Source organism: Pseudomonas viciae (assembly GCF_004786035.1).
Classification (GTDB): Bacteria; Pseudomonadota; Gammaproteobacteria; order Pseudomonadales; family Pseudomonadaceae; genus Aquipseudomonas; species Aquipseudomonas viciae.
Map to the genome: position 1 here is coordinate 1,055,416 of NZ_CP035088.1, position 15,740 is coordinate 1,071,155.

The 15,740-nt window shown below is 60.3% G+C and carries 20 protein-coding genes; 8 read left to right on the top strand and 12 right to left on the bottom strand.

Annotated elements, in window-relative coordinates; all coding sequences use genetic code 11:
• Positions 1-26: 26 nt before the first annotated feature.
• Positions 27-365 carry a DUF3565 domain-containing protein gene (locus EPZ47_RS04620; RefSeq protein WP_135843726.1) on the bottom strand — a complete coding sequence of 113 codons (339 nt, stop codon included), beginning with the start codon at positions 363-365 and terminating at the stop codon, positions 27-29.
• Between EPZ47_RS04620 and EPZ47_RS04625 the strand changes: the two genes are divergently transcribed.
• The 3 genes from EPZ47_RS04625 to EPZ47_RS04635 all read left to right on the top strand — a co-directional run bounded on the left by EPZ47_RS04625 (position 334) and on the right by EPZ47_RS04635 (position 2,722).
• The gene (locus EPZ47_RS04625; RefSeq protein ID WP_003178049.1) at positions 334-819 is read left to right on the top strand and encodes an FKBP-type peptidyl-prolyl cis-trans isomerase; all 486 of its coding nucleotides are present in this window, start codon (positions 334-336) and stop codon (positions 817-819) included. The genes EPZ47_RS04620 and EPZ47_RS04625 overlap by 32 nt on opposite strands.
• Before the next feature lie 113 nt (positions 820-932).
• Positions 933-1,415: a glutathione peroxidase gene (locus EPZ47_RS04630; RefSeq protein ID WP_135843727.1), complete on the top strand. Its 483-nt coding sequence runs from the start codon at positions 933-935 to the stop codon at positions 1,413-1,415.
• A 203-nt stretch (positions 1,416-1,618) separates the two neighbouring features.
• Positions 1,619-2,722 (top strand): NADH:flavin oxidoreductase, encoded by a 1,104-nt coding sequence (locus tag EPZ47_RS04635; RefSeq protein ID WP_135843728.1) that lies wholly within the window; start codon positions 1,619-1,621, stop codon positions 2,720-2,722.
• Positions 2,723-2,840: 118 nt separating this feature from the next.
• On the opposite strand, the gene EPZ47_RS04640 is transcribed toward EPZ47_RS04635, so the two are convergent.
• Together EPZ47_RS04640 and cysZ are read right to left on the bottom strand one after the other, a co-directional pair.
• Positions 2,841-4,037 (bottom strand): glycosyltransferase family 4 protein, encoded by a 1,197-nt coding sequence (locus EPZ47_RS04640; protein WP_135843729.1) that lies wholly within the window; start codon positions 4,035-4,037, stop codon positions 2,841-2,843.
• Between the two features lie 40 nt (positions 4,038-4,077).
• Positions 4,078-4,833, bottom strand: a complete 756-nt coding sequence (gene cysZ / locus EPZ47_RS04645; RefSeq protein WP_135843730.1) for a sulfate transporter CysZ — start codon at positions 4,831-4,833, stop codon at positions 4,078-4,080.
• Between the two features lie 312 nt (positions 4,834-5,145).
• Between cysZ and trxB the strand changes: the two genes are divergently transcribed.
• Positions 5,146-6,108: a thioredoxin-disulfide reductase gene (gene trxB / locus EPZ47_RS04655; protein WP_135843731.1), complete on the top strand. Its 963-nt coding sequence runs from the start codon at positions 5,146-5,148 to the stop codon at positions 6,106-6,108.
• A gap of 88 nt (positions 6,109-6,196) precedes the next feature.
• On the opposite strand, the gene EPZ47_RS04660 is transcribed toward trxB, so the two are convergent.
• The 7 genes from EPZ47_RS04660 to EPZ47_RS04695 all read right to left on the bottom strand — a co-directional run bounded on the left by EPZ47_RS04660 (position 6,197) and on the right by EPZ47_RS04695 (position 10,884).
• Positions 6,197-7,447 carry a 2-aminoadipate transaminase gene (locus tag EPZ47_RS04660; protein ID WP_135843732.1) on the bottom strand — a complete coding sequence of 417 codons (1,251 nt, stop codon included), beginning with the start codon at positions 7,445-7,447 and terminating at the stop codon, positions 6,197-6,199.
• A gap of 299 nt (positions 7,448-7,746) precedes the next feature.
• Complete coding sequence (locus EPZ47_RS04665; protein ID WP_135843733.1) at positions 7,747-8,085, bottom strand: HopJ type III effector protein; 339 nt, start codon at positions 8,083-8,085, stop codon at positions 7,747-7,749.
• Positions 8,078-8,374: a DUF1244 domain-containing protein gene (locus tag EPZ47_RS04670; protein WP_076383573.1), complete on the bottom strand. Its 297-nt coding sequence runs from the start codon at positions 8,372-8,374 to the stop codon at positions 8,078-8,080. The genes EPZ47_RS04665 and EPZ47_RS04670 overlap by 8 nt, the downstream gene beginning before the upstream one ends.
• Before the next feature lie 104 nt (positions 8,375-8,478).
• Complete coding sequence (gene folX / locus EPZ47_RS04675; RefSeq protein ID WP_135843734.1) at positions 8,479-8,850, bottom strand: dihydroneopterin triphosphate 2'-epimerase; 372 nt, start codon at positions 8,848-8,850, stop codon at positions 8,479-8,481.
• On the bottom strand, positions 8,851-9,411 hold the full coding sequence (gene folE, locus EPZ47_RS04680) for a GTP cyclohydrolase I FolE (RefSeq protein ID WP_135843735.1): 561 nt from the start codon (positions 9,409-9,411) through the stop codon (positions 8,851-8,853).
• A gap of 20 nt (positions 9,412-9,431) precedes the next feature.
• Entirely contained in the window at positions 9,432-10,142 is a 711-nt protein-coding gene (gene folM, locus EPZ47_RS04685) for a dihydromonapterin reductase (RefSeq protein ID WP_135843736.1), read from the bottom strand.
• Between the two features lie 172 nt (positions 10,143-10,314).
• On the bottom strand, positions 10,315-10,884 hold the full coding sequence (locus EPZ47_RS04695; protein ID WP_135843737.1) for an antibiotic biosynthesis monooxygenase: 570 nt from the start codon (positions 10,882-10,884) through the stop codon (positions 10,315-10,317).
• Positions 10,885-11,106: 222 nt separating this feature from the next.
• Between EPZ47_RS04695 and EPZ47_RS04700 the strand changes: the two genes are divergently transcribed.
• Entirely contained in the window at positions 11,107-12,066 is a 960-nt protein-coding gene (locus tag EPZ47_RS04700; RefSeq protein WP_135843738.1) for a MerR family transcriptional regulator, read from the top strand.
• A 23-nt stretch (positions 12,067-12,089) separates the two neighbouring features.
• Here EPZ47_RS04700 and EPZ47_RS04705 read toward each other — a convergent pair whose 3' ends face one another.
• The gene (locus tag EPZ47_RS04705; protein ID WP_135843739.1) at positions 12,090-12,695 is read right to left on the bottom strand and encodes a hypothetical protein; all 606 of its coding nucleotides are present in this window, start codon (positions 12,693-12,695) and stop codon (positions 12,090-12,092) included.
• 54 nt (positions 12,696-12,749) lie between these two features.
• Complete coding sequence (locus EPZ47_RS04710; RefSeq protein WP_135843740.1) at positions 12,750-13,226, bottom strand: PAS domain-containing protein; 477 nt, start codon at positions 13,224-13,226, stop codon at positions 12,750-12,752.
• Between the two features lie 154 nt (positions 13,227-13,380).
• On the opposite strand from EPZ47_RS04710, the gene EPZ47_RS04715 reads away from it, so the two are divergent.
• The 3 genes from EPZ47_RS04715 to EPZ47_RS04725 all read left to right on the top strand — a co-directional run bounded on the left by EPZ47_RS04715 (position 13,381) and on the right by EPZ47_RS04725 (position 15,678).
• Positions 13,381-13,836: a flavodoxin gene (locus tag EPZ47_RS04715; RefSeq protein WP_135843741.1), complete on the top strand. Its 456-nt coding sequence runs from the start codon at positions 13,381-13,383 to the stop codon at positions 13,834-13,836.
• A 157-nt stretch (positions 13,837-13,993) separates the two neighbouring features.
• Positions 13,994-14,776, top strand: coding sequence for a class II aldolase/adducin family protein (locus EPZ47_RS04720; RefSeq protein ID WP_135843742.1), 783 nt, complete (start codon positions 13,994-13,996; stop codon positions 14,774-14,776).
• Entirely contained in the window at positions 14,776-15,678 is a 903-nt protein-coding gene (locus tag EPZ47_RS04725) for an alpha/beta fold hydrolase (RefSeq protein ID WP_135843743.1), read from the top strand. Before EPZ47_RS04720 ends, EPZ47_RS04725 begins: the two co-directional genes overlap by 1 nt.
• The last annotated feature ends 62 nt before the right edge of the window (positions 15,679-15,740 follow it).

Consider the following 15,740-nt stretch of genomic DNA (forward strand, 5'->3'; position numbering starts at 1 on the left):
GGCTATAACTGCCGTCTACCGTCAATTCAGTCGCCAAGGTTATCGCTAACCGGGGCCTGTGCGCACCAGCCGCAGTCAAAGGACTGGCCTATTTTTTCAAGACGTTGCGCCGGGTCCAGCACCCAGGCCCGGGATTGCCACGGTGGCTGGTGGCGCAGGTGCTGGGTGTGGCCGCAGGACAGCTCGGCCACCCAATGCCCGTCCTCGTCCTGGTGGAAACCGGTGACCGTCGGTCTGTTCGAGCAAGCCCGTTTGTCCGGGTTCCGTTCGCTTTCGGGCAAATCCTTGTTTAGACTTGTCCGTTCTTCATTCTTATGCAAAAGGTCTCGCCCCATGCTGATCGCCGCCAATAAGGCTGTCTCCATCGACTATACCCTGACCAACGACGCTGGTGAGGTCATCGACAGCTCTGCCGGCGGCGCTCCGCTGGTCTACCTGCATGGCGCAGGCAACATCATCCAGGGTTTGGAAAAAGCCCTGGAAGGCAAAACTGTCGGTGACGACCTCGACGTTACCGTTGAACCGGAAGACGCTTACGGCGAGTACTCCGCCGAACTGGTCAGCACCCTGAGCCGCAGCATGTTCGAAGGCGTGGATGAGCTGGAAGTAGGCATGCAGTTCCACGCATCGGCGCCCGATGGCCAGATGCAAATCGTCACCATCCGCGACCTGGAAGGCGACGATGTCACGGTTGACGGCAACCACCCGTTGGCCGGCCAGCGCTTGAACTTCAAAGTCAAGATCGTCGACATTCGTGACGCCAGCCAGGAAGAAATCGCCCATGGTCACGTCCATGGCGAAGGTGGCCATCACCACTGATTTGTGCGCTACGCTCAAGTGAACTGGAAAGGCGCCATGCGGCGCCTTTTTAGTCGGTTGCTGTTAGCATCATCCGTGGCTGTTTCGAAAAGATCGCAAATCTGGAGTTCGTCATGAGTGCTTTTCACGACCTTAAACTCAAAGCCCTGGATGGTCAGGAGCTTGCTCTGGCGCCTTTCAAGGGGCAAGTCGTGCTGGTGGTCAACGTCGCCTCCAAATGTGGCCTGACGCCGCAGTACGCTGCGCTGGAAAATCTCTATCAGCAATACAAGGCCAAAGGCTTTACCGTCCTGGGCTTGCCCTGCAATCAGTTCGCCGGGCAGGAACCTGGGACCGAGCAGGAAATCCAGGAGTTCTGCAGCCTCAACTATGGCGTGACGTTCCCGCTGTCCAGCAAACTGGACGTCAATGGTCATGATCGTCATCAGTTGTACCGCCTGCTGGCGGGCGAGGGCGCGGAGTTTCCCGGGGACATTACCTGGAACTTCGAAAAATTCCTGCTCGGCAAGGACGGTCGGGTGCTGGCGCGTTTTTCGCCGCGCATGGCGCCGGATGATCCTGTCGTGATCCAGGCGATCGAAAAAGCGTTGGCCTGAAAGCTAGCCAGCAACCCTGTGGCGAGGGGATTTATCCCCGCTGTGGGAGCAAGCTCCCTCGCCACAGATGTTGCGTTTGGGCCATCGCCTCTCCGCTTTCTTCTGATCCTTAATCACCCAAATCAATAGTGCTACCCAGCACTCGGCACTCCCAATATTATCCTCGTCATATCGACCTGCGACTTTGTCCCGTGGAGTGCCTCATGCCTGTAAAAGCCCTGTTCAAACCCTTCCACCTCGGTGCGTTCGAGCTGCCGACCCGGGTAGTGATGGCGCCGATGACCCGTTCTTTTTCGCCGGGCGGCGTGCCAAATGCCAAGGTGGTCGAGTACTACCGTCGCCGCGCGGCGGCCGGGGTCGGCCTGATCATCACCGAGGGCACCACCGTCGGGCACAAGGCCTCCAATGGTTATCCGAACGTGCCGCATTTCTATGGCGAAGCGGCGCTGGCCGGTTGGAAAAAAGTGGTTGATGCCGTGCACGCCGAAGGCGGCAAGATCGTTCCGCAGTTGTGGCATGTGGGCAGTGTGCGTCGCACCGGGACCGAACCGGATGCCAGCGTGCCGGGTTATGGCCCGACCGAGAAGCTCAAGGACGGCCAGGTCGTGGTTCACGGCATGACCCAGGCCGATATCGATGAAGTCATCGCCGCATTCGCCCAGGCAGCGAAAGACGCCCAGAGCGTCGGCATGGACGGCGTGGAGATCCACGGCGCCCACGGCTATCTGGTCGACCAGTTTTTCTGGGCGGGCAGCAACCAGCGCACCGACGGTTACGGCGGCAGCCTGGCCAATCGTTCGCGCTTCGCGATCGAATTGATCCGTGCCGTGCGTGCAGCGGTGGGCGAAGGCTTCCCGATCATTTTCCGTTTCTCTCAATGGAAACAGCAGGATTACACCGCGCGCCTGGTGCAAACCCCGGAAGCCTTGGGCGAGTTTCTCAAGCCGTTGTCCGACGCCGGTGTGGATATTTTCCACTGTTCGACACGGCGCTTCTGGGAGCCGGAATTCGAAGGCTCCGAGTTGAACCTGGCCGGCTGGACCCGCAAGCTCACTGGCAAGCCCACCATCACCGTCGGCAGTGTCGGCCTGGATGGCGAGTTCCTGCAGTTCATGGTCAACACCGACAAAGTCGCACAACCGGCCAGCCTGGAGAAACTGCTGGAGCGCTTGAACAACGATGAGTTCGACCTGGTGGCAGTGGGGCGTGCGTTGCTGGTGGACCCGGACTGGGCGCAGAAAGTGCGTGAAGGGCGTGAGCAGGAGATTCTGCCGTTCAGTCGTGAGGCGTTGATGACGTTGGTTTAAGCGGCGCCTTCCAGGGCCTCATCGCGGGCAAGCCTTGCTCCCACAGGATTATCAGTTGTTCACAAGTAATGTGTTCACTGAAGATCCATGTGGGAGCAAGGCTTGCCCGCGATGCTTTTCAGCGTGGCGACACTGCTTGCGGCAATGGTAATTCGCTCTGACAAACCCCGCGCAACTGCGCCTCGAACTGCTCGATCACCGACGCCCAACCCTGGCGACTGGCATGCTGGCGCGCATTGAGCCGCACGCAGCGCAGCGCCTCGCGCCCCTCCAGCAGCCAACGGGCTGCGTCGCAGAAGGCTTCTTCATCCCCTGGCATCGCCAGCACACCGTTGTAGCCATGGCGGATATGCTGCGCCGCCGCGGCCTGATCGTAGGCCACCACGGCCAGTCCGGACGCCAGCGCTTCCAATACGACATTACCGAAGGTTTCGGTCAGGCTCGGAAAGACAAACACATCCCCGGACGCATAATGGCTGGCCAACGCCTCGCCACGCTGGGAGCCACAAAAGATCGCGTCGGGCAGTGCGTGTTCCAGCGCGGAGCGCAACGGGCCGTCACCGACCACGACCAGTTTCAGCCGCCGCTGTGGGAAAGCGCCGCACAGCGTGTCGAAACTGCGCTTGAGCAGCCCGAGGTTTTTTTCCTGGGCCAGACGCCCGACATGGATCACCGCGATGTCGTCATCGCCCAGGCCCCAGGCTTCACGCAGGCTTGCCGAGCGTTTGACCGGATGAAACAGCTGACTGTCCACACCGCGGGACAACAGCGCTACGCGTTCGAAATGGCGCCGCTCCAGTTCCAGGCGCTGGCTGAGGCTGGGTACCAGGGTCAGGCTGGAGCGGTTGTGGAACCAGCGCAGGTAATGGGTGAGCACGCGACTCAACAACCCGAAGCCGTACTGCTGGGTGTATTGCTGGAAATTGGTGTGGAAACCGCTGACCACCGAGATGCCCAGGCGCCGCGCCGCGCGCAACGCCGACAAACCCAGCGGGCCTTCCGTGGCGATGTACAGCACGTCCGGGCGATGACGTTTCCAGCGCCGCAACAGTTTGTGCACCGAAGCCTGGCCCCACTGCAAACCCGGATACCCCGGCAGCGGCCAGCCCCGGCACAACAACTGATCGTCACTGGCCTGGCGTGGGTCGCCGGCCTGGCGCGGTCGTATCAGTTCCACCTGGTGGCCGCAGGCGCGCAGGCCGTCGTACAGGCGGCCAAGAGTATTGGCCACACCGTTGATTTCCGGTGGGAAGGTTTCAGTGACGAGGGTGATGTGCAGGTGTGTGGTCATGACCCCAGTGTCGACCGGGGCCATTTCGTCATTGTGACGCCAGGATGATGGATTTGTGACCGATTCAGCCCTGGCGGGCCAACGCGGTCTCGGCGCCTTGCTCGCGCACCCAGAACAACGTCGCCCCGGCCACCGCCGCCGGCATCATCAGGATGTTGACCACCGGGATCAGCAGTACCAGGTAAACGCTGCCGCCAAAGCCCAGGCTCTGCCAGCGTTTTTCCCGCAGCCAGGCGAGCATTTCGTTCCAGCCCAGCTTGTGGTTGTCCGCCGGGTAGTCGATGTACTGGATCGCCATCATCCACACACCGAACAGCAGCCACAGCGGTGCGGCGACGAGATTGACCACCGGGATGAACGACAGCACGAACAACCCGAGGGCGCGGGGCAGGAAATAGCCGAGTTTGCGTGCCTCACGGGACAACGTACGGGGAATCATGGCGACCAACTCGCCCCAACTGAAGGCCGGGAAGTCGTCGGTGCCACGGATGACCACTTCGACTTTCTCGGCGAGAAAACCGTTGAATGGCGCGGCGATGATGTTGGCGAGCATGGTGAAGGTGAAAAACACCATCAGCACCACCAGTACCACGAACAGCGGCCAGAGGACGTAGCTGAGGAAGCTCAGCCAGTCCGGCAGCGATGGCATCAGCGTATCGACCCATAGGCTGAACTGATGGCCGGCCAGGTAAATCAATCCGACGAACAGCACCAGGTTGATTACCAGCGGCAGGAGTACAAACAAACGCAGGCCCGGGCTGAGGACCAACTTGAGACCCTCGCGCAAATATTGCGGGCCGGACAGGACGGGGGCGGGCATGACAAGCTCCAAGCGAAGGTGAACGCGCCGACCTTACCGACTTTGCCCGGCGCGGGAAAGCGGCGACACGGCGTGTAACAAAGGTTTATGGGAAGGGACGTCCCTATTAAAAGGCCCGCTGCGGATAGAGCTCACCTATGAGCTGGATTGTTAATCCGTATTTCCTTAATCTTCGCTCCCTCGATACGCTGCACCCAATCTTTTTCAGGACTGTGGAACCCAAGCCTTCCCCAAGTGCATCAACGGTCCTTTTTTATTCGCGCCGCTCACCCGGCGTTCCGGCCCGCAAGGTCCGGTCAACAGGAGCAGGTCATGTCTGAAGTCCGTCATTCGCGAGTGATTATTCTCGGTTCCGGCCCTGCCGGTTACAGCGCTGCGGTTTATGCGGCCCGTGCCAACCTCAAGCCACTGCTGATCACCGGCATGCAGGCCGGCGGTCAATTGACCACCACCACCGAAGTCGACAACTGGCCGGGCGACGTCCATGGCCTGACTGGCCCGGCGTTGATGGAGCGGATGAAGGAACACGCCGAGCGCTTCGAAACCGAGATCGTTTTCGACCATATCAATGCCGTGGATTTTGCCGCCAAGCCGTACACCCTGACCGGCGACAGCGCGACCTACACTTGCGATGCCCTGATCATCGCCACCGGTGCCAGCGCTCGTTACCTGGGCCTGCCGTCGGAAGAAGCTTTCATGGGCAAAGGGGTTTCCGCCTGCGCCACCTGCGACGGTTTCTTCTACCGCAACAAGCCGGTGGCCGTGGTCGGTGGCGGCAACACCGCCGTCGAGGAAGCCCTGTACCTGGCCAACATCGCCAGCACGGTCACCCTGATCCACCGTCGTGAAACCTTCCGCGCCGAGAAGATCCTGATCGACAAGCTCCATGCCCGTGTGGCCGAAGGCAAGATCATCCTCAAGCTCAACGCGACCCTGGACGAAGTGCTGGGTGACAACATGGGCGTGACCGGTGCCCGCCTGAAGAACAACGACGGCAGCTTTGATGAAATCAAAGTCGACGGCGTCTTCATCGCCATCGGCCATACGCCGAACACCTCTTTGTTCGAAGGCCAGCTGGAACTCAAGGACGGCTACCTGGTGGTCAAGGGCGGCCGCGACGGTAACGCTACCGCCACCAGCGTTGAAGGCGTCTTCGCCGCTGGCGACGTGGCTGACCACGTCTACCGCCAGGCTATCACCTCGGCCGGCGCTGGTTGCATGGCGGCCCTGGACACCGAGCGTTACCTGGACGGCCTGCAGAACGCTTCGTTCTGATCCGTCAGGCTTGAAAAAACCGGCTTCGGCCGGTTTTTTTGTGCCTGGAAATCTGCCGGCGAACCCCTGTGGTCAGAAACACCATATTTCAGGCCAGCTTCGCCAGGCACGCCTCGAGAATATCCAAGCCCTCTTGCAACACTGCCGCCTCGGTGGTCAACGGTGCCAGCAGCCGAATGATGTGCCGCGATTTACCGCTGGGCATCAGCAGCAAACCGGACTCCCGGGCCAGGGCCAGCAGTTGGGTCAATTGCGCCGCAGCGGGGGTGCCGTCGGCGTGGGCCAGTTCGATGCCGCGCATGGCGCCGACGCCGGTCAGGCGGCCCAGGTAAGGTGTCAGCCCACGGCTGCGCCAGGATGCGTAGCGGCTGACGATCGCTTCTTCCTGTTGCGTGCCCCACGCTTGCAGGTTCGCGTCGCTCATCTCGTCCAGGGTCGCCAGTGCGGCGGCGCAGGCGATGGGGTTGCCGGAATAGGTGCCGCCGAGTCCGCCCTTGGGCAGGTTGTCCAGCAACGCCTTGCGCCCGACCACCGCGCCGAGGGGCACGCCGCCGGCGATGCTTTTGCCCAGCAGGATCAGGTCGGGCTCGATGCCCAGTCGCGAGAACGCAAAACGCTTGCCGGTGCGGCCGAAGCCGGACTGGATTTCATCGATGATCAGCACGATGCCTTTGTCGTCGCAAAACTGCCGCAGGGCTTGGGCGAAAGACACGTCCATCGCCAGGAAACCGGCTTCGCCCTGCACCGGCTCGACGATGAAACAGGCGACGTCGTTCACGTCGATCTCGACGCTGAACAGCCGCTCCATGGCCTTCAAGGCCTCCGCGCAGGTGACGCCGTTGTCCTGGCTGGGGTAGGGCAGGTGATACACCGGTCCGGGCAATACGCCGACTTTCTGTTTGTAGGGGGCGACCTTGCCGTTGAGGTTGAGGGTGGCCAGGGTGCGACCGTGAAAGGCGCCATCAAACGCAATGACGGCGGTGCGGCCGGTGGCGCCGCGTACGATTTTCAAGGCGTTTTCCGCCGCCTCGGCGCCGCTGTTGGTGAGCATGCCGCTGACCGGGTAATCCACCGGGACAAATGCCGCCAGGCGCTCCATCAACTCAATGTAGGGCGCATGGGGCGCGGCGTTGAACGCGTAGTGGGTCAGCCGGGTGGCTTGTTCACGGATGGCGTCGACGATGCGCGGATGGCAATGGCCGAGGTTCAACACGCCGATTCCGCCGACGAAATCGATGTAGCGCTTGCCATCGGTGTCCCAGACCTCGGCGTTTTTGCCGTGGCTGAGGCTGACGGGGTGCACGATGGAAATCGACTGGCTGATGGTTTCGCTGCTCATGGATAACGGCTCGGACGAAGGAAAGATTTCCTTTATCTAAGCCGCGAGCAGAGGGGCCCGGCAAACGAAATAAAGTTGCCGGGTCAATCTTAAAAGTCGGGATGTGGGCAGGTGTCGCTTACCTGGGAGGCAGCCCGTGGCGAGGGAGCTTGCTCCCGCTGGGGCGCGAAGCGGCCCCGAAGCCTGGCAACCCGGTGCGTCAGGCAAATTGAGTTTGGCTGCTTGGGTCTGCTGCGCAGCCCAGCGGGAGCAAGCTCCCTCGCCACAAAAGCGGGCCTCGCACAGAGCGGGGGCTCAGATCAGCGCCGTTGCAGCGGCTGTGCCTCAAACTTCACACCCGCCAACCCGTGGACCATCAACGCGCGGATATTGCCGTGATCGCTGTCTTGCGGCGTAGCCAGCACTGAGCGGTAATGTTCGCCAAACGCCAGCAACGCTTCTTCATCGCTCAGGCCTTCGAGCAGTGCCAGACCCAGGGTCTTGCAGGAGCCTTCGTTCTGTCCGGCGGCATTTTCCACGCCGCCATTGTTGAAGGCCTGGGGCTGGTAGTCGTAGCCGGCGGCGATAAAGGCCAGGGTGTCGGCAAAGGCGTGTTCGCCACTCTTGAGGCTGGCGCGCAGGGTGTTCAGGTCAAGCATCGGGTTTTCCTTTGGCGAATGCCGCTTGCTGTTCGGCGCTGGCTTCTTGCTGGTATTGGGCTTTCCACTCGGCGTACGGCATGCCGTAAACCACTTCGCGGGCGTCATCGAGGCTGACCTCGATCTGGCGTTCATCGGCGGCGGCCTTGTACCACTTGGACAGGCAGTTGCGGCAGAACCCGGCGAGGTTCATCAGGTCGATGTTCTGCACATCCTTGCGGCTGTCCAGGTGGGCAACCAGCCGGCGGAAAGCGGCGGCTTCAAGTTCGAGGCGTTGTTGATCGTTCATGGTGTTCTCTGACGGACAGCTTCAAGCGGTGCGCTTCAAGCGACGGGATGGATTGCAGTGGTGACAAGTTTACCGCTTGAGGCCTGGGGCTGAAAACGTACAGCTCAGCGACTCGCCGCAAGCGTAATCGACACCGACTCGGCAAATCGCAAGGCGTGGGGCTTGTCGACTTCGACTTCGGCATACAGCACCGACGCATTGGCCATGACCAGATCGAGCAATTCCTGGGTCAGGCGTTCGAGCAGGGCGAAACGGTTACCTTCCACGTGGGCGATGATCGCCTTGGTGATGGTGCGGTAGTTCAGCGCGTGGTCGATGTCGTTGTCGCGCACTGCCTCCTGGGCGGCATAGAGAATGGTCAGGTTGATCAACACATCCTGCTTGTTGAGGATCTCGTCCTCGTTGATGCCGATGAAGGTGCGCAAGCGCAGGTCCTTGACCTTGATGCGTGCCATCGCTGGCTGAAGTTGTGGCATTTACTTGCTCCGTCGAATCAATTGCAGGAACTCCTGGCGGGTGGTGCTGGAATCGCGAAAGGCGCCGAGCATCACCGAGGTGTTCATGGTCGAGTTCTGTTTTTCGACACCGCGCATCATCATGCACATGTGCTGGGCTTCGATCACCACCGCGACGCCAGCGGCTTGGGTGACCTGTTGCACCGCGTCGGCGATTTGCCGGGTGAGGTTTTCCTGGATTTGCAGGCGGCGGGCGAACATGTCCACCAGCCGGGCAATTTTCGACAGCCCCAGGACCTTTCCCGTAGGAATATAAGCCACATGGGCCTTGCCGATGAAGGGCAACAGGTGATGTTCGCACAGGGAATAGAGTTCGATGTCGGCGACGATCACCATTTCATCGCTGTCGGAGGCGAAGAGGGCGCCGTTGACGATCTGCTCGACGCTTTGCTCATAGCCGTGGCAAAGGTACTGCATGGCCTTGGCCGCGCGCATCGGGGTGTCCAGCAAGCCTTCGCGCTCCGGGTTTTCGCCCAGGCCGATGAGGATCTCGCGATAGTTCTGGGGCAGGGATAACGCCATGGGGCATCCTCGAAGCAAGGCTATTTGACGTGCCGCCCGCCGTTGACGGTCAGGGTGGTGCCGGTGACATAGGGGTTGTCCAGCAGATAACGCAGGCTCTGGTAGATCACTTCGCTGCCGGGTTCGATACCCAGCGCCGACTTGGCCAGGGCCTTGGCGCGGTAAGCGGCATCGTCTTCGGGATTGAACAGTAGCAGGGCTGGGGCAATACCGTTGACCTTGATGCCCGGCGCGTACTTGGCCGCAAACGACAGGGTCAGGCTTTCGAGACCGGCCTTGGTGGCGCAATAGGCGATGTGCTTGCTACTGCCCTTGCGCGTGACATCATCGCTGATGTGCACGATATCCGCTGGAGTCGAGCGTTGCAGCAGTTCGGCACAATGCAGGTTGATCAGGTAAGGCGCGAGCATGTGCACGCCAAACATGGCGTTGAACGCGTTCGCTTCGTCGCCCGGGGCCTCGGCCAGCCACGCCGAGGCGTTGTGCACGATGGCCCGCAACCGGTCGGTGTGCTGTTTGAGCTGTTCGATAAATCCCAGGATCCCGGCTTCGCTGGCCAAGTCGGCGAACAGCATCGTCGCCCCCAGGTCACGCAGCATCTGCACGCCCGGGCGTTCGGTACGATAGGTGGCGATCACCGGTTGCCCGTCTTCAAGCAGGCGTCGGGCGCAATGCAGGCCGACGCGCTGGGCTGCGCCGGTGATCAGGATCGGTGCGGTGGCGCTGGACATAGGGTGGCTCGGTTCACGGCAAGAGCAAAACTATAACAGCGACGCAAGATGGCGACGATGACTCTGTGGGAGGGGGCTTGCTCGCGAAGGCGGTGCGTCAGTCAACATTAATGCTGAATGTACCGCCGTCTTCGCGAGCAAGCCCGCTCCCACAGAGGATCATCGGCGCAGCTTAATGATTCTGCGTGGACGGCTTGACCGGCAACGCCTGTTGCGGCGCACCGTTCAGCCAATTCGCCAGCAGATGAGTCGACATCGGGATAAACAGATAGACCATCAGCGGCGTCAAAATGAGTGTGCTGATGAGCACGCGACTCAACAGGCCCAGCTCGCTCAGCAGGGGGCCCAACAGGAAGTTGAACAGCAGCGACACGGGAAAGAACGCGAGCCAGATGGCCACGGCCTGCTTCCAGCGCGGCGGACGCTGGCCAATCGTGCCGAACCAGCCATCGATACCGCGCACCCGGTGTTCGGAAGGATCGGCAAACAGCTCGCTGCCCCGTCCCAGCCAAGCCGTGCGCGAGGCGGAGTGTTCCCAGGCATGCAGGGTCTGCTCGTCGACAAAGCGGAAAATGATCTGGAACTCGTCATCCTCGGGCGGTGGGGCGAGTACGCCCGAACCCAGGTAGCCGGGAAAGTCGGTCGCCAGTTGTTCGCCCTCGCGCAGCCAGGCGATCAGGTCCTGGTAGCGTCCGTTGGCGACGCGGCGGGCAACCATCAGGGTGACGGGTGAGGTAGACATTATGTATCTCCGTAAGACAAGGCGCGGCACTCCGGGTAGGACGTTCGCGGGAGACGCTCCCGGGGTGGTGGGTAACGTCTGGTCGCCAAAAAGCACGCAAGGATTATTCCTGATCGAACGAAATACAACAAAACCACATATCGGTAATGTTTCTTGTTGTCATCATATGACTCGGAGGGAGTAAACTGGGATCCAATTTGCCAGCCGGACTTGTCTGCCAAAATGAGCGTGATCACAGAAGATAACTTCGTTTTCCAGGCGTCGGGTGCCTTCAAGCGGGAAGACTTGTTCCCCATCCGCGAAGTGGCACGCTTGACCGGTGTGAACCCTGTAACCCTGCGCGCATGGGAGCGTCGCTACGGTCTGATCCAGCCCACTCGCACCGAAAGCGGGCATCGCCTGTATTCCTTGGGCGATATCGAAAAGGTGCGCAGCATCCTGGCCTGGATCGAGCGTGGCGTGGCGGTCAGTAAAGTGGGCAAGATCCTGGCGAAGACCGAGTCGGTGCAACCGGTCTCCGCACTGATCTCATCTGATCTGGTAAGCGCCGATTACGCCCAGTGGCAGCAACAGGTGGCGGATGCGGTTGGCAACTTTGACGATATAGAGCTGGATCGCATCTACGGGCAGATTTTCTCCACCTACACAGTACCGGTCATTTTTCAGGACATCCTGATGCCGCTTTGGCGACAACTGCTGCAACGCCAGCAGACGTTCGGGCAAGCCAGCGAATGGGTGTTTTTCGATGGTTTCCTGCGTTCGCGCATCATCCAGCGACTCTTGTTAAAGCGCGAAGGCACATCGCGGCGGGTCCTGGTCAGCGCCATTGCCGGGCAGTGCCGCGAGCTGGAGCTGCTGGTCACGGCGCTGTATCTGTCCAAGGCGGAAGTAGGCGTCAGGGTGCTGACGGTCGGCCTGCCATTCAACGAACTGCCCCTGGTGTGCCAGAAGGTCCAGCCTTTGGCGCTGGTCCTGGTGTCCAATCATGCGCCGGTCCCCGAGTTACCCAAACGTTTGGGTAAATTGGCGATGAGCCTGGATTGTCCGTTGATGTTGGCCGGCGATGCGTCCGATCTGGCTGAAGACTGCCTGGCAGGTTCGTCGATCGGTTGCCTGGGCAATGAAGGGACGTTGATGCGCCAGCGCTTGCGGCAATTATTGACGGGTACTCTGGATACGTAATACCCGGTTTGTGCAGCAGGGGACTAGATATGCATGGCCGGATGGGTCAGGCGGTGCTGCTGAAGGATGTACTGACGCAGGCGCTCGGTCTCATCCTCGTCATTCTGGCTCAGATGGTAGGCAAACAAACCTTGAGCAGTTTCCCGTTCGAAGGTGCCCCGCAACGAAATTCTCTCGTAGCCTGACGGGCTGAACCACAAAGCGAATTGCTTGGGTGGCTTGGTCCGGCTGCGGCTTTCCAGCAAGACACCTTTACAGGACACCTCGTGTACCCAGAGAGGTCCTGGCCGGCTCCGGGCATCTTCCAGAGCCACTGGCTCCTCGAGGGCCAGGCGCCATGGGCGTACCTTCGGTCCGTCTTCGTAGATACTCGGCACACCCAACCGCAGGTGCATCGCATGGAATTCATCTTCCACCAGATGCAACGGGAAGGTCATTTGCTGGTTTTCAAAATTGGCTTGCAGCGTAACCTGCTCATTGGCCGCCAGGCGCGTCAGCAGGTCACGGATTTGCGATCCACCGTTTACCAGCAAGCTCGACGTGACATCCCGCTCGTTCAACTGCGGGTTGTGCTGCATGGTCCGGATGAAATCCAGTTCATCCTGAGTCAGGAGGGCATCGCGCTGCATGGTCTACTCGAAATGATGATTTACATATTCACTGGTGATTGTAGTGACTGACCGTTAATTCGCGGCTTTGTTTGTACCGTTCGTCGCCTCGAGCCGAGTAATTGTTTCCCGGGCTTCGGTCAGTTGCTGTTCCAACTGGGCGATACGCTGCTGGGCCTTGACCTGGGCCGTGACGTCTTTCTGGACGCCGACGAAATAGGTATGGCCGTCGGCCTCGCTTCTAACCGTTGATAACGACAGTTCATTCCAGAATGGCGTGCCATCCTTGCGGTAGTTGCGCAGCACCTCTCGGCACGCACCACCTTTCTTCAAGGTATCGCGAATCAGTTCGAGGGAGGGCTGGTCGCGATCGCCCGATTGCAGGAATCGGCAATCCTGATAGAGGATTTCGTCGCGGTTATAACCAGTCAATCGTTCGAAGGCTGGGTTCACGTAGATCAGGATATTGTCTTCGTCGCCTTCTTTTTCGGCGATGACAATACCGTCGTTCGAAGCATTGATGACCAGTTGCATCAGATGAGCGTTGATCATGGCGGGCCCCTTTAAACATCCTTGTTAAAGCACATTCTAGAAGAAATCGACAGGCTGTCTACTGGCCATTATTGGCTTGTTGAGAGCTATTCGCAGCCCGGCGAGTGCTGCTGTTACTATCGCGGTTCTCTTATTTTGGTTCAGGATCAGATTGATGAAAGTCGCCATCCTTTCCGGCTCGGTATATGGCACCGCCGAAGAAGTCGCCCGACACGCTGCCAAACTGTTTCGCGACGCGGGTTTTGAAGCCTGGCACGACCCTCGCGCCACCCTGGCGCAGATTCAGGCATTTGCTCCAGAGGCCTTGCTGGCGGTGACCTCTACGACGGGCATGGGTGAGTTGCCGGACAACGTGATGCCATTGTATTCGACGCTGCGCGACCAATTGCCTGGGTTCCTCCGCGGCTTGCCTGGCGCTGTGATCGGCCTGGGCGATGCCAGCTATGGCGATACGTTCTGCGCCGGGGGCGAGCAGATGCGCGAGCTGTTCGGTGAGTTGGGCGTGGGTGAGGTGCTGCCGATGCTGCGTCTGGACGCCAGCGAAAGCGTCACCCCGGAAACCGATGCCGAGCCATGGCTCGCTGAATTGATCGACGCCTTGCGCCGTTGACGGACGGGCGGTGACTCGTTCGGCCAGTAAGCTGGCTGCCAATGCAACTACCGCCTGCGCAAGAGCTGACTAGACTGGACTTCTTGGGCATCAAGTTTCTTGATCAGATTCACATAATAAGAAACTCACATAATAAGAAACCAAGGGGATCCGAGCCGTGAGCGTAGCGCCCGTCCAATCAACACTCAGCATCAAAGATCAGGTCAGTGCGGCCGAATGGCAAACCCGGGTAGATCTTGCCGCCTGCTATCGGCTTGTCGCCCTGCATGGCTGGGATGACCTGATCTTCACCCATATCTCTGCCAAAGTCCCCGGCACTGAAGATTTCCTGATCAACCCGTTCGGGTTGATGTTTCATGAAGTCACCGCGTCAAGCCTGGTCAAGGTTGATCAGGCCGGCAACAAACTGATGGACAGCCCTTACGAGATCAACCCGGCCGGCTACACCATCCACAGTGCGGTGCACGAGGTGCGTCATGATGTGGTCTGTGTGTTGCACACCCACACTGCTGCCGGTGTCGCGGTGTCGGCACAGAAGCAGGGTGTGCTGCCGATCAGTCAGCAATCGCTGTTCGTGCTGTCGAGCCTGGCCTATCACGCGTACGAAGGGGTGGCCTTGAATCATGAAGAAAAAGCACGTTTGCAGGCAGACCTGGGCGACAGTAATTTCCTGATGCTGCACAACCATGGCCTGCTGACATGCGGCGGCACCATCGCCGATACCTTCCTGATGATGTTCACCTTCCAGCGAGCCTGTGACATCCAGGTCCTGGCCCAGAACGGTGGTGCCGAACTGATCGCCATCGAACCGCAGATCCTGGCCGGCGCCCGGGCAATGATCGCCGGGGTGACCAGAAGTGCCCAAGGCATGGGCGGTGCACTGGCCTGGCCGGCGCTGCTGCGTAAACTTGACCAGCAAGATTCGGGTTATAGAAGCTGATGCCTCTGGCCCAGATTCCCCTGCGCATCTGGCGCCAGCGCGGCCAGACCTTCATGTTCCGTGGTCATGCCATTCGTTACTGGGTGGCGGGGCAGGGCGAGCCACTGCTGCTGATCCACGGTTTCCCCACCGCCAGTTGGGATTGGCATTACCTGTGGCAGCCATTGGCGCAACGCTACCGGGTGATTGCGTGTGACATGCTCGGTTTCGGCGACTCCGCCAAGCCGATGGATCATGCCTACAGCCTGCTGGAGCAGGCGGATCTGCAACAGGCGCTGCTGGCGCATTTGAATGTGAAGCAAGCGGTGCATGTGCTGGCCCACGATTACGGTGACAGCGTGGCCCAGGAGCTGATTGCCCGGCATGGCGAGGCGCGCATCCAGATCGCCAGTTGTGTATTTCTCAATGGCGGCCTGTTCCCCGAAACCCATCGTCCGGTACTGGCGCAAAAACTGTTGCTCAGCCCCCTTGGCTGGCTGCTGGGGCGGGCGTTCTCCCGACACAGCCTGGTTAAAAGCTTTCACCAGATTTTCGGCCCCAGGACCGGCCCAACAGAAAGTGAGCTGGATGACTTCTGGAGCCTGGTGCAAACCCATCGAGGTCCGCGGATCATGCACAAACTCATCGCCTATATTCCCGAGCGGCGTGTGCAGCGAGATCGCTGGGTACAAGCGATGCAGCGCGGCGAGGTACCGTTGCGGGTGATCGACGGCGCGGTCGACCCGATTTCCGGTGAGCACATGGTGGCGCGCTATGAGGCCCTGATCCCTAACCCGGACACGGTGCTGTTGCCCGACATCGGTCACTACCCGCACACCGAGGCACCGGCGCTGGTGCTTGAGCACTATCTGGCATTTCGCGAAGCTATCGCGGCGCCGCGCAGACAAATGGCTTGTTCATGATGATTTAGCACGGCAGGAGCAGACCTGTGGGAGCGGGCTTGCTCGCGAAGGCATCGGCACAT

Bases quoted from the DNA above. Each gene is read 5' to 3' on its own strand.
- EPZ47_RS04715 (WP_135843741.1), top strand. From the start codon at position 13,381: ATGAAAGTCGCCATCCTTTCCGGCTCGGTATATGGCACCGCCGAAGAA.
- EPZ47_RS04620 (WP_135843726.1), bottom strand. From the start codon at position 365: ATGGAGACAGCCTTATTGGCGGCGATCAGCATGGGGCGAGACCTTTTG.
- EPZ47_RS04725 (WP_135843743.1), top strand. From the start codon at position 14,776: ATGCCTCTGGCCCAGATTCCCCTGCGCATCTGGCGCCAGCGCGGCCAG.
- folM (WP_135843736.1), bottom strand. From the start codon at position 10,142: ATGTCCAGCGCCACCGCACCGATCCTGATCACCGGCGCAGCCCAGCGC.
- EPZ47_RS04625 (WP_003178049.1), top strand. From the start codon at position 334: ATGCTGATCGCCGCCAATAAGGCTGTCTCCATCGACTATACCCTGACC.
- EPZ47_RS04700 (WP_135843738.1), top strand. From the start codon at position 11,107: ATGAGCGTGATCACAGAAGATAACTTCGTTTTCCAGGCGTCGGGTGCC.
- EPZ47_RS04630 (WP_135843727.1), top strand. From the start codon at position 933: ATGAGTGCTTTTCACGACCTTAAACTCAAAGCCCTGGATGGTCAGGAG.
- EPZ47_RS04635 (WP_135843728.1), top strand. From the start codon at position 1,619: ATGCCTGTAAAAGCCCTGTTCAAACCCTTCCACCTCGGTGCGTTCGAG.
- folX (WP_135843734.1), bottom strand. From the start codon at position 8,850: ATGCCACAACTTCAGCCAGCGATGGCACGCATCAAGGTCAAGGACCTG.
- EPZ47_RS04640 (WP_135843729.1), bottom strand. From the start codon at position 4,037: ATGGCCCCGGTCGACACTGGGGTCATGACCACACACCTGCACATCACC.
- EPZ47_RS04705 (WP_135843739.1), bottom strand. From the start codon at position 12,695: ATGCAGCGCGATGCCCTCCTGACTCAGGATGAACTGGATTTCATCCGG.
- EPZ47_RS04670 (WP_076383573.1), bottom strand. From the start codon at position 8,374: ATGAACGATCAACAACGCCTCGAACTTGAAGCCGCCGCTTTCCGCCGG.
- EPZ47_RS04695 (WP_135843737.1), bottom strand. From the start codon at position 10,884: ATGTCTACCTCACCCGTCACCCTGATGGTTGCCCGCCGCGTCGCCAAC.
- cysZ (WP_135843730.1), bottom strand. From the start codon at position 4,833: ATGCCCGCCCCCGTCCTGTCCGGCCCGCAATATTTGCGCGAGGGTCTC.
- EPZ47_RS04710 (WP_135843740.1), bottom strand. From the start codon at position 13,226: ATGATCAACGCTCATCTGATGCAACTGGTCATCAATGCTTCGAACGAC.
- EPZ47_RS04665 (WP_135843733.1), bottom strand. From the start codon at position 8,085: ATGCTTGACCTGAACACCCTGCGCGCCAGCCTCAAGAGTGGCGAACAC.
- trxB (WP_135843731.1), top strand. From the start codon at position 5,146: ATGTCTGAAGTCCGTCATTCGCGAGTGATTATTCTCGGTTCCGGCCCT.
- folE (WP_135843735.1), bottom strand. From the start codon at position 9,411: ATGGCGTTATCCCTGCCCCAGAACTATCGCGAGATCCTCATCGGCCTG.
- EPZ47_RS04660 (WP_135843732.1), bottom strand. From the start codon at position 7,447: ATGAGCAGCGAAACCATCAGCCAGTCGATTTCCATCGTGCACCCCGTC.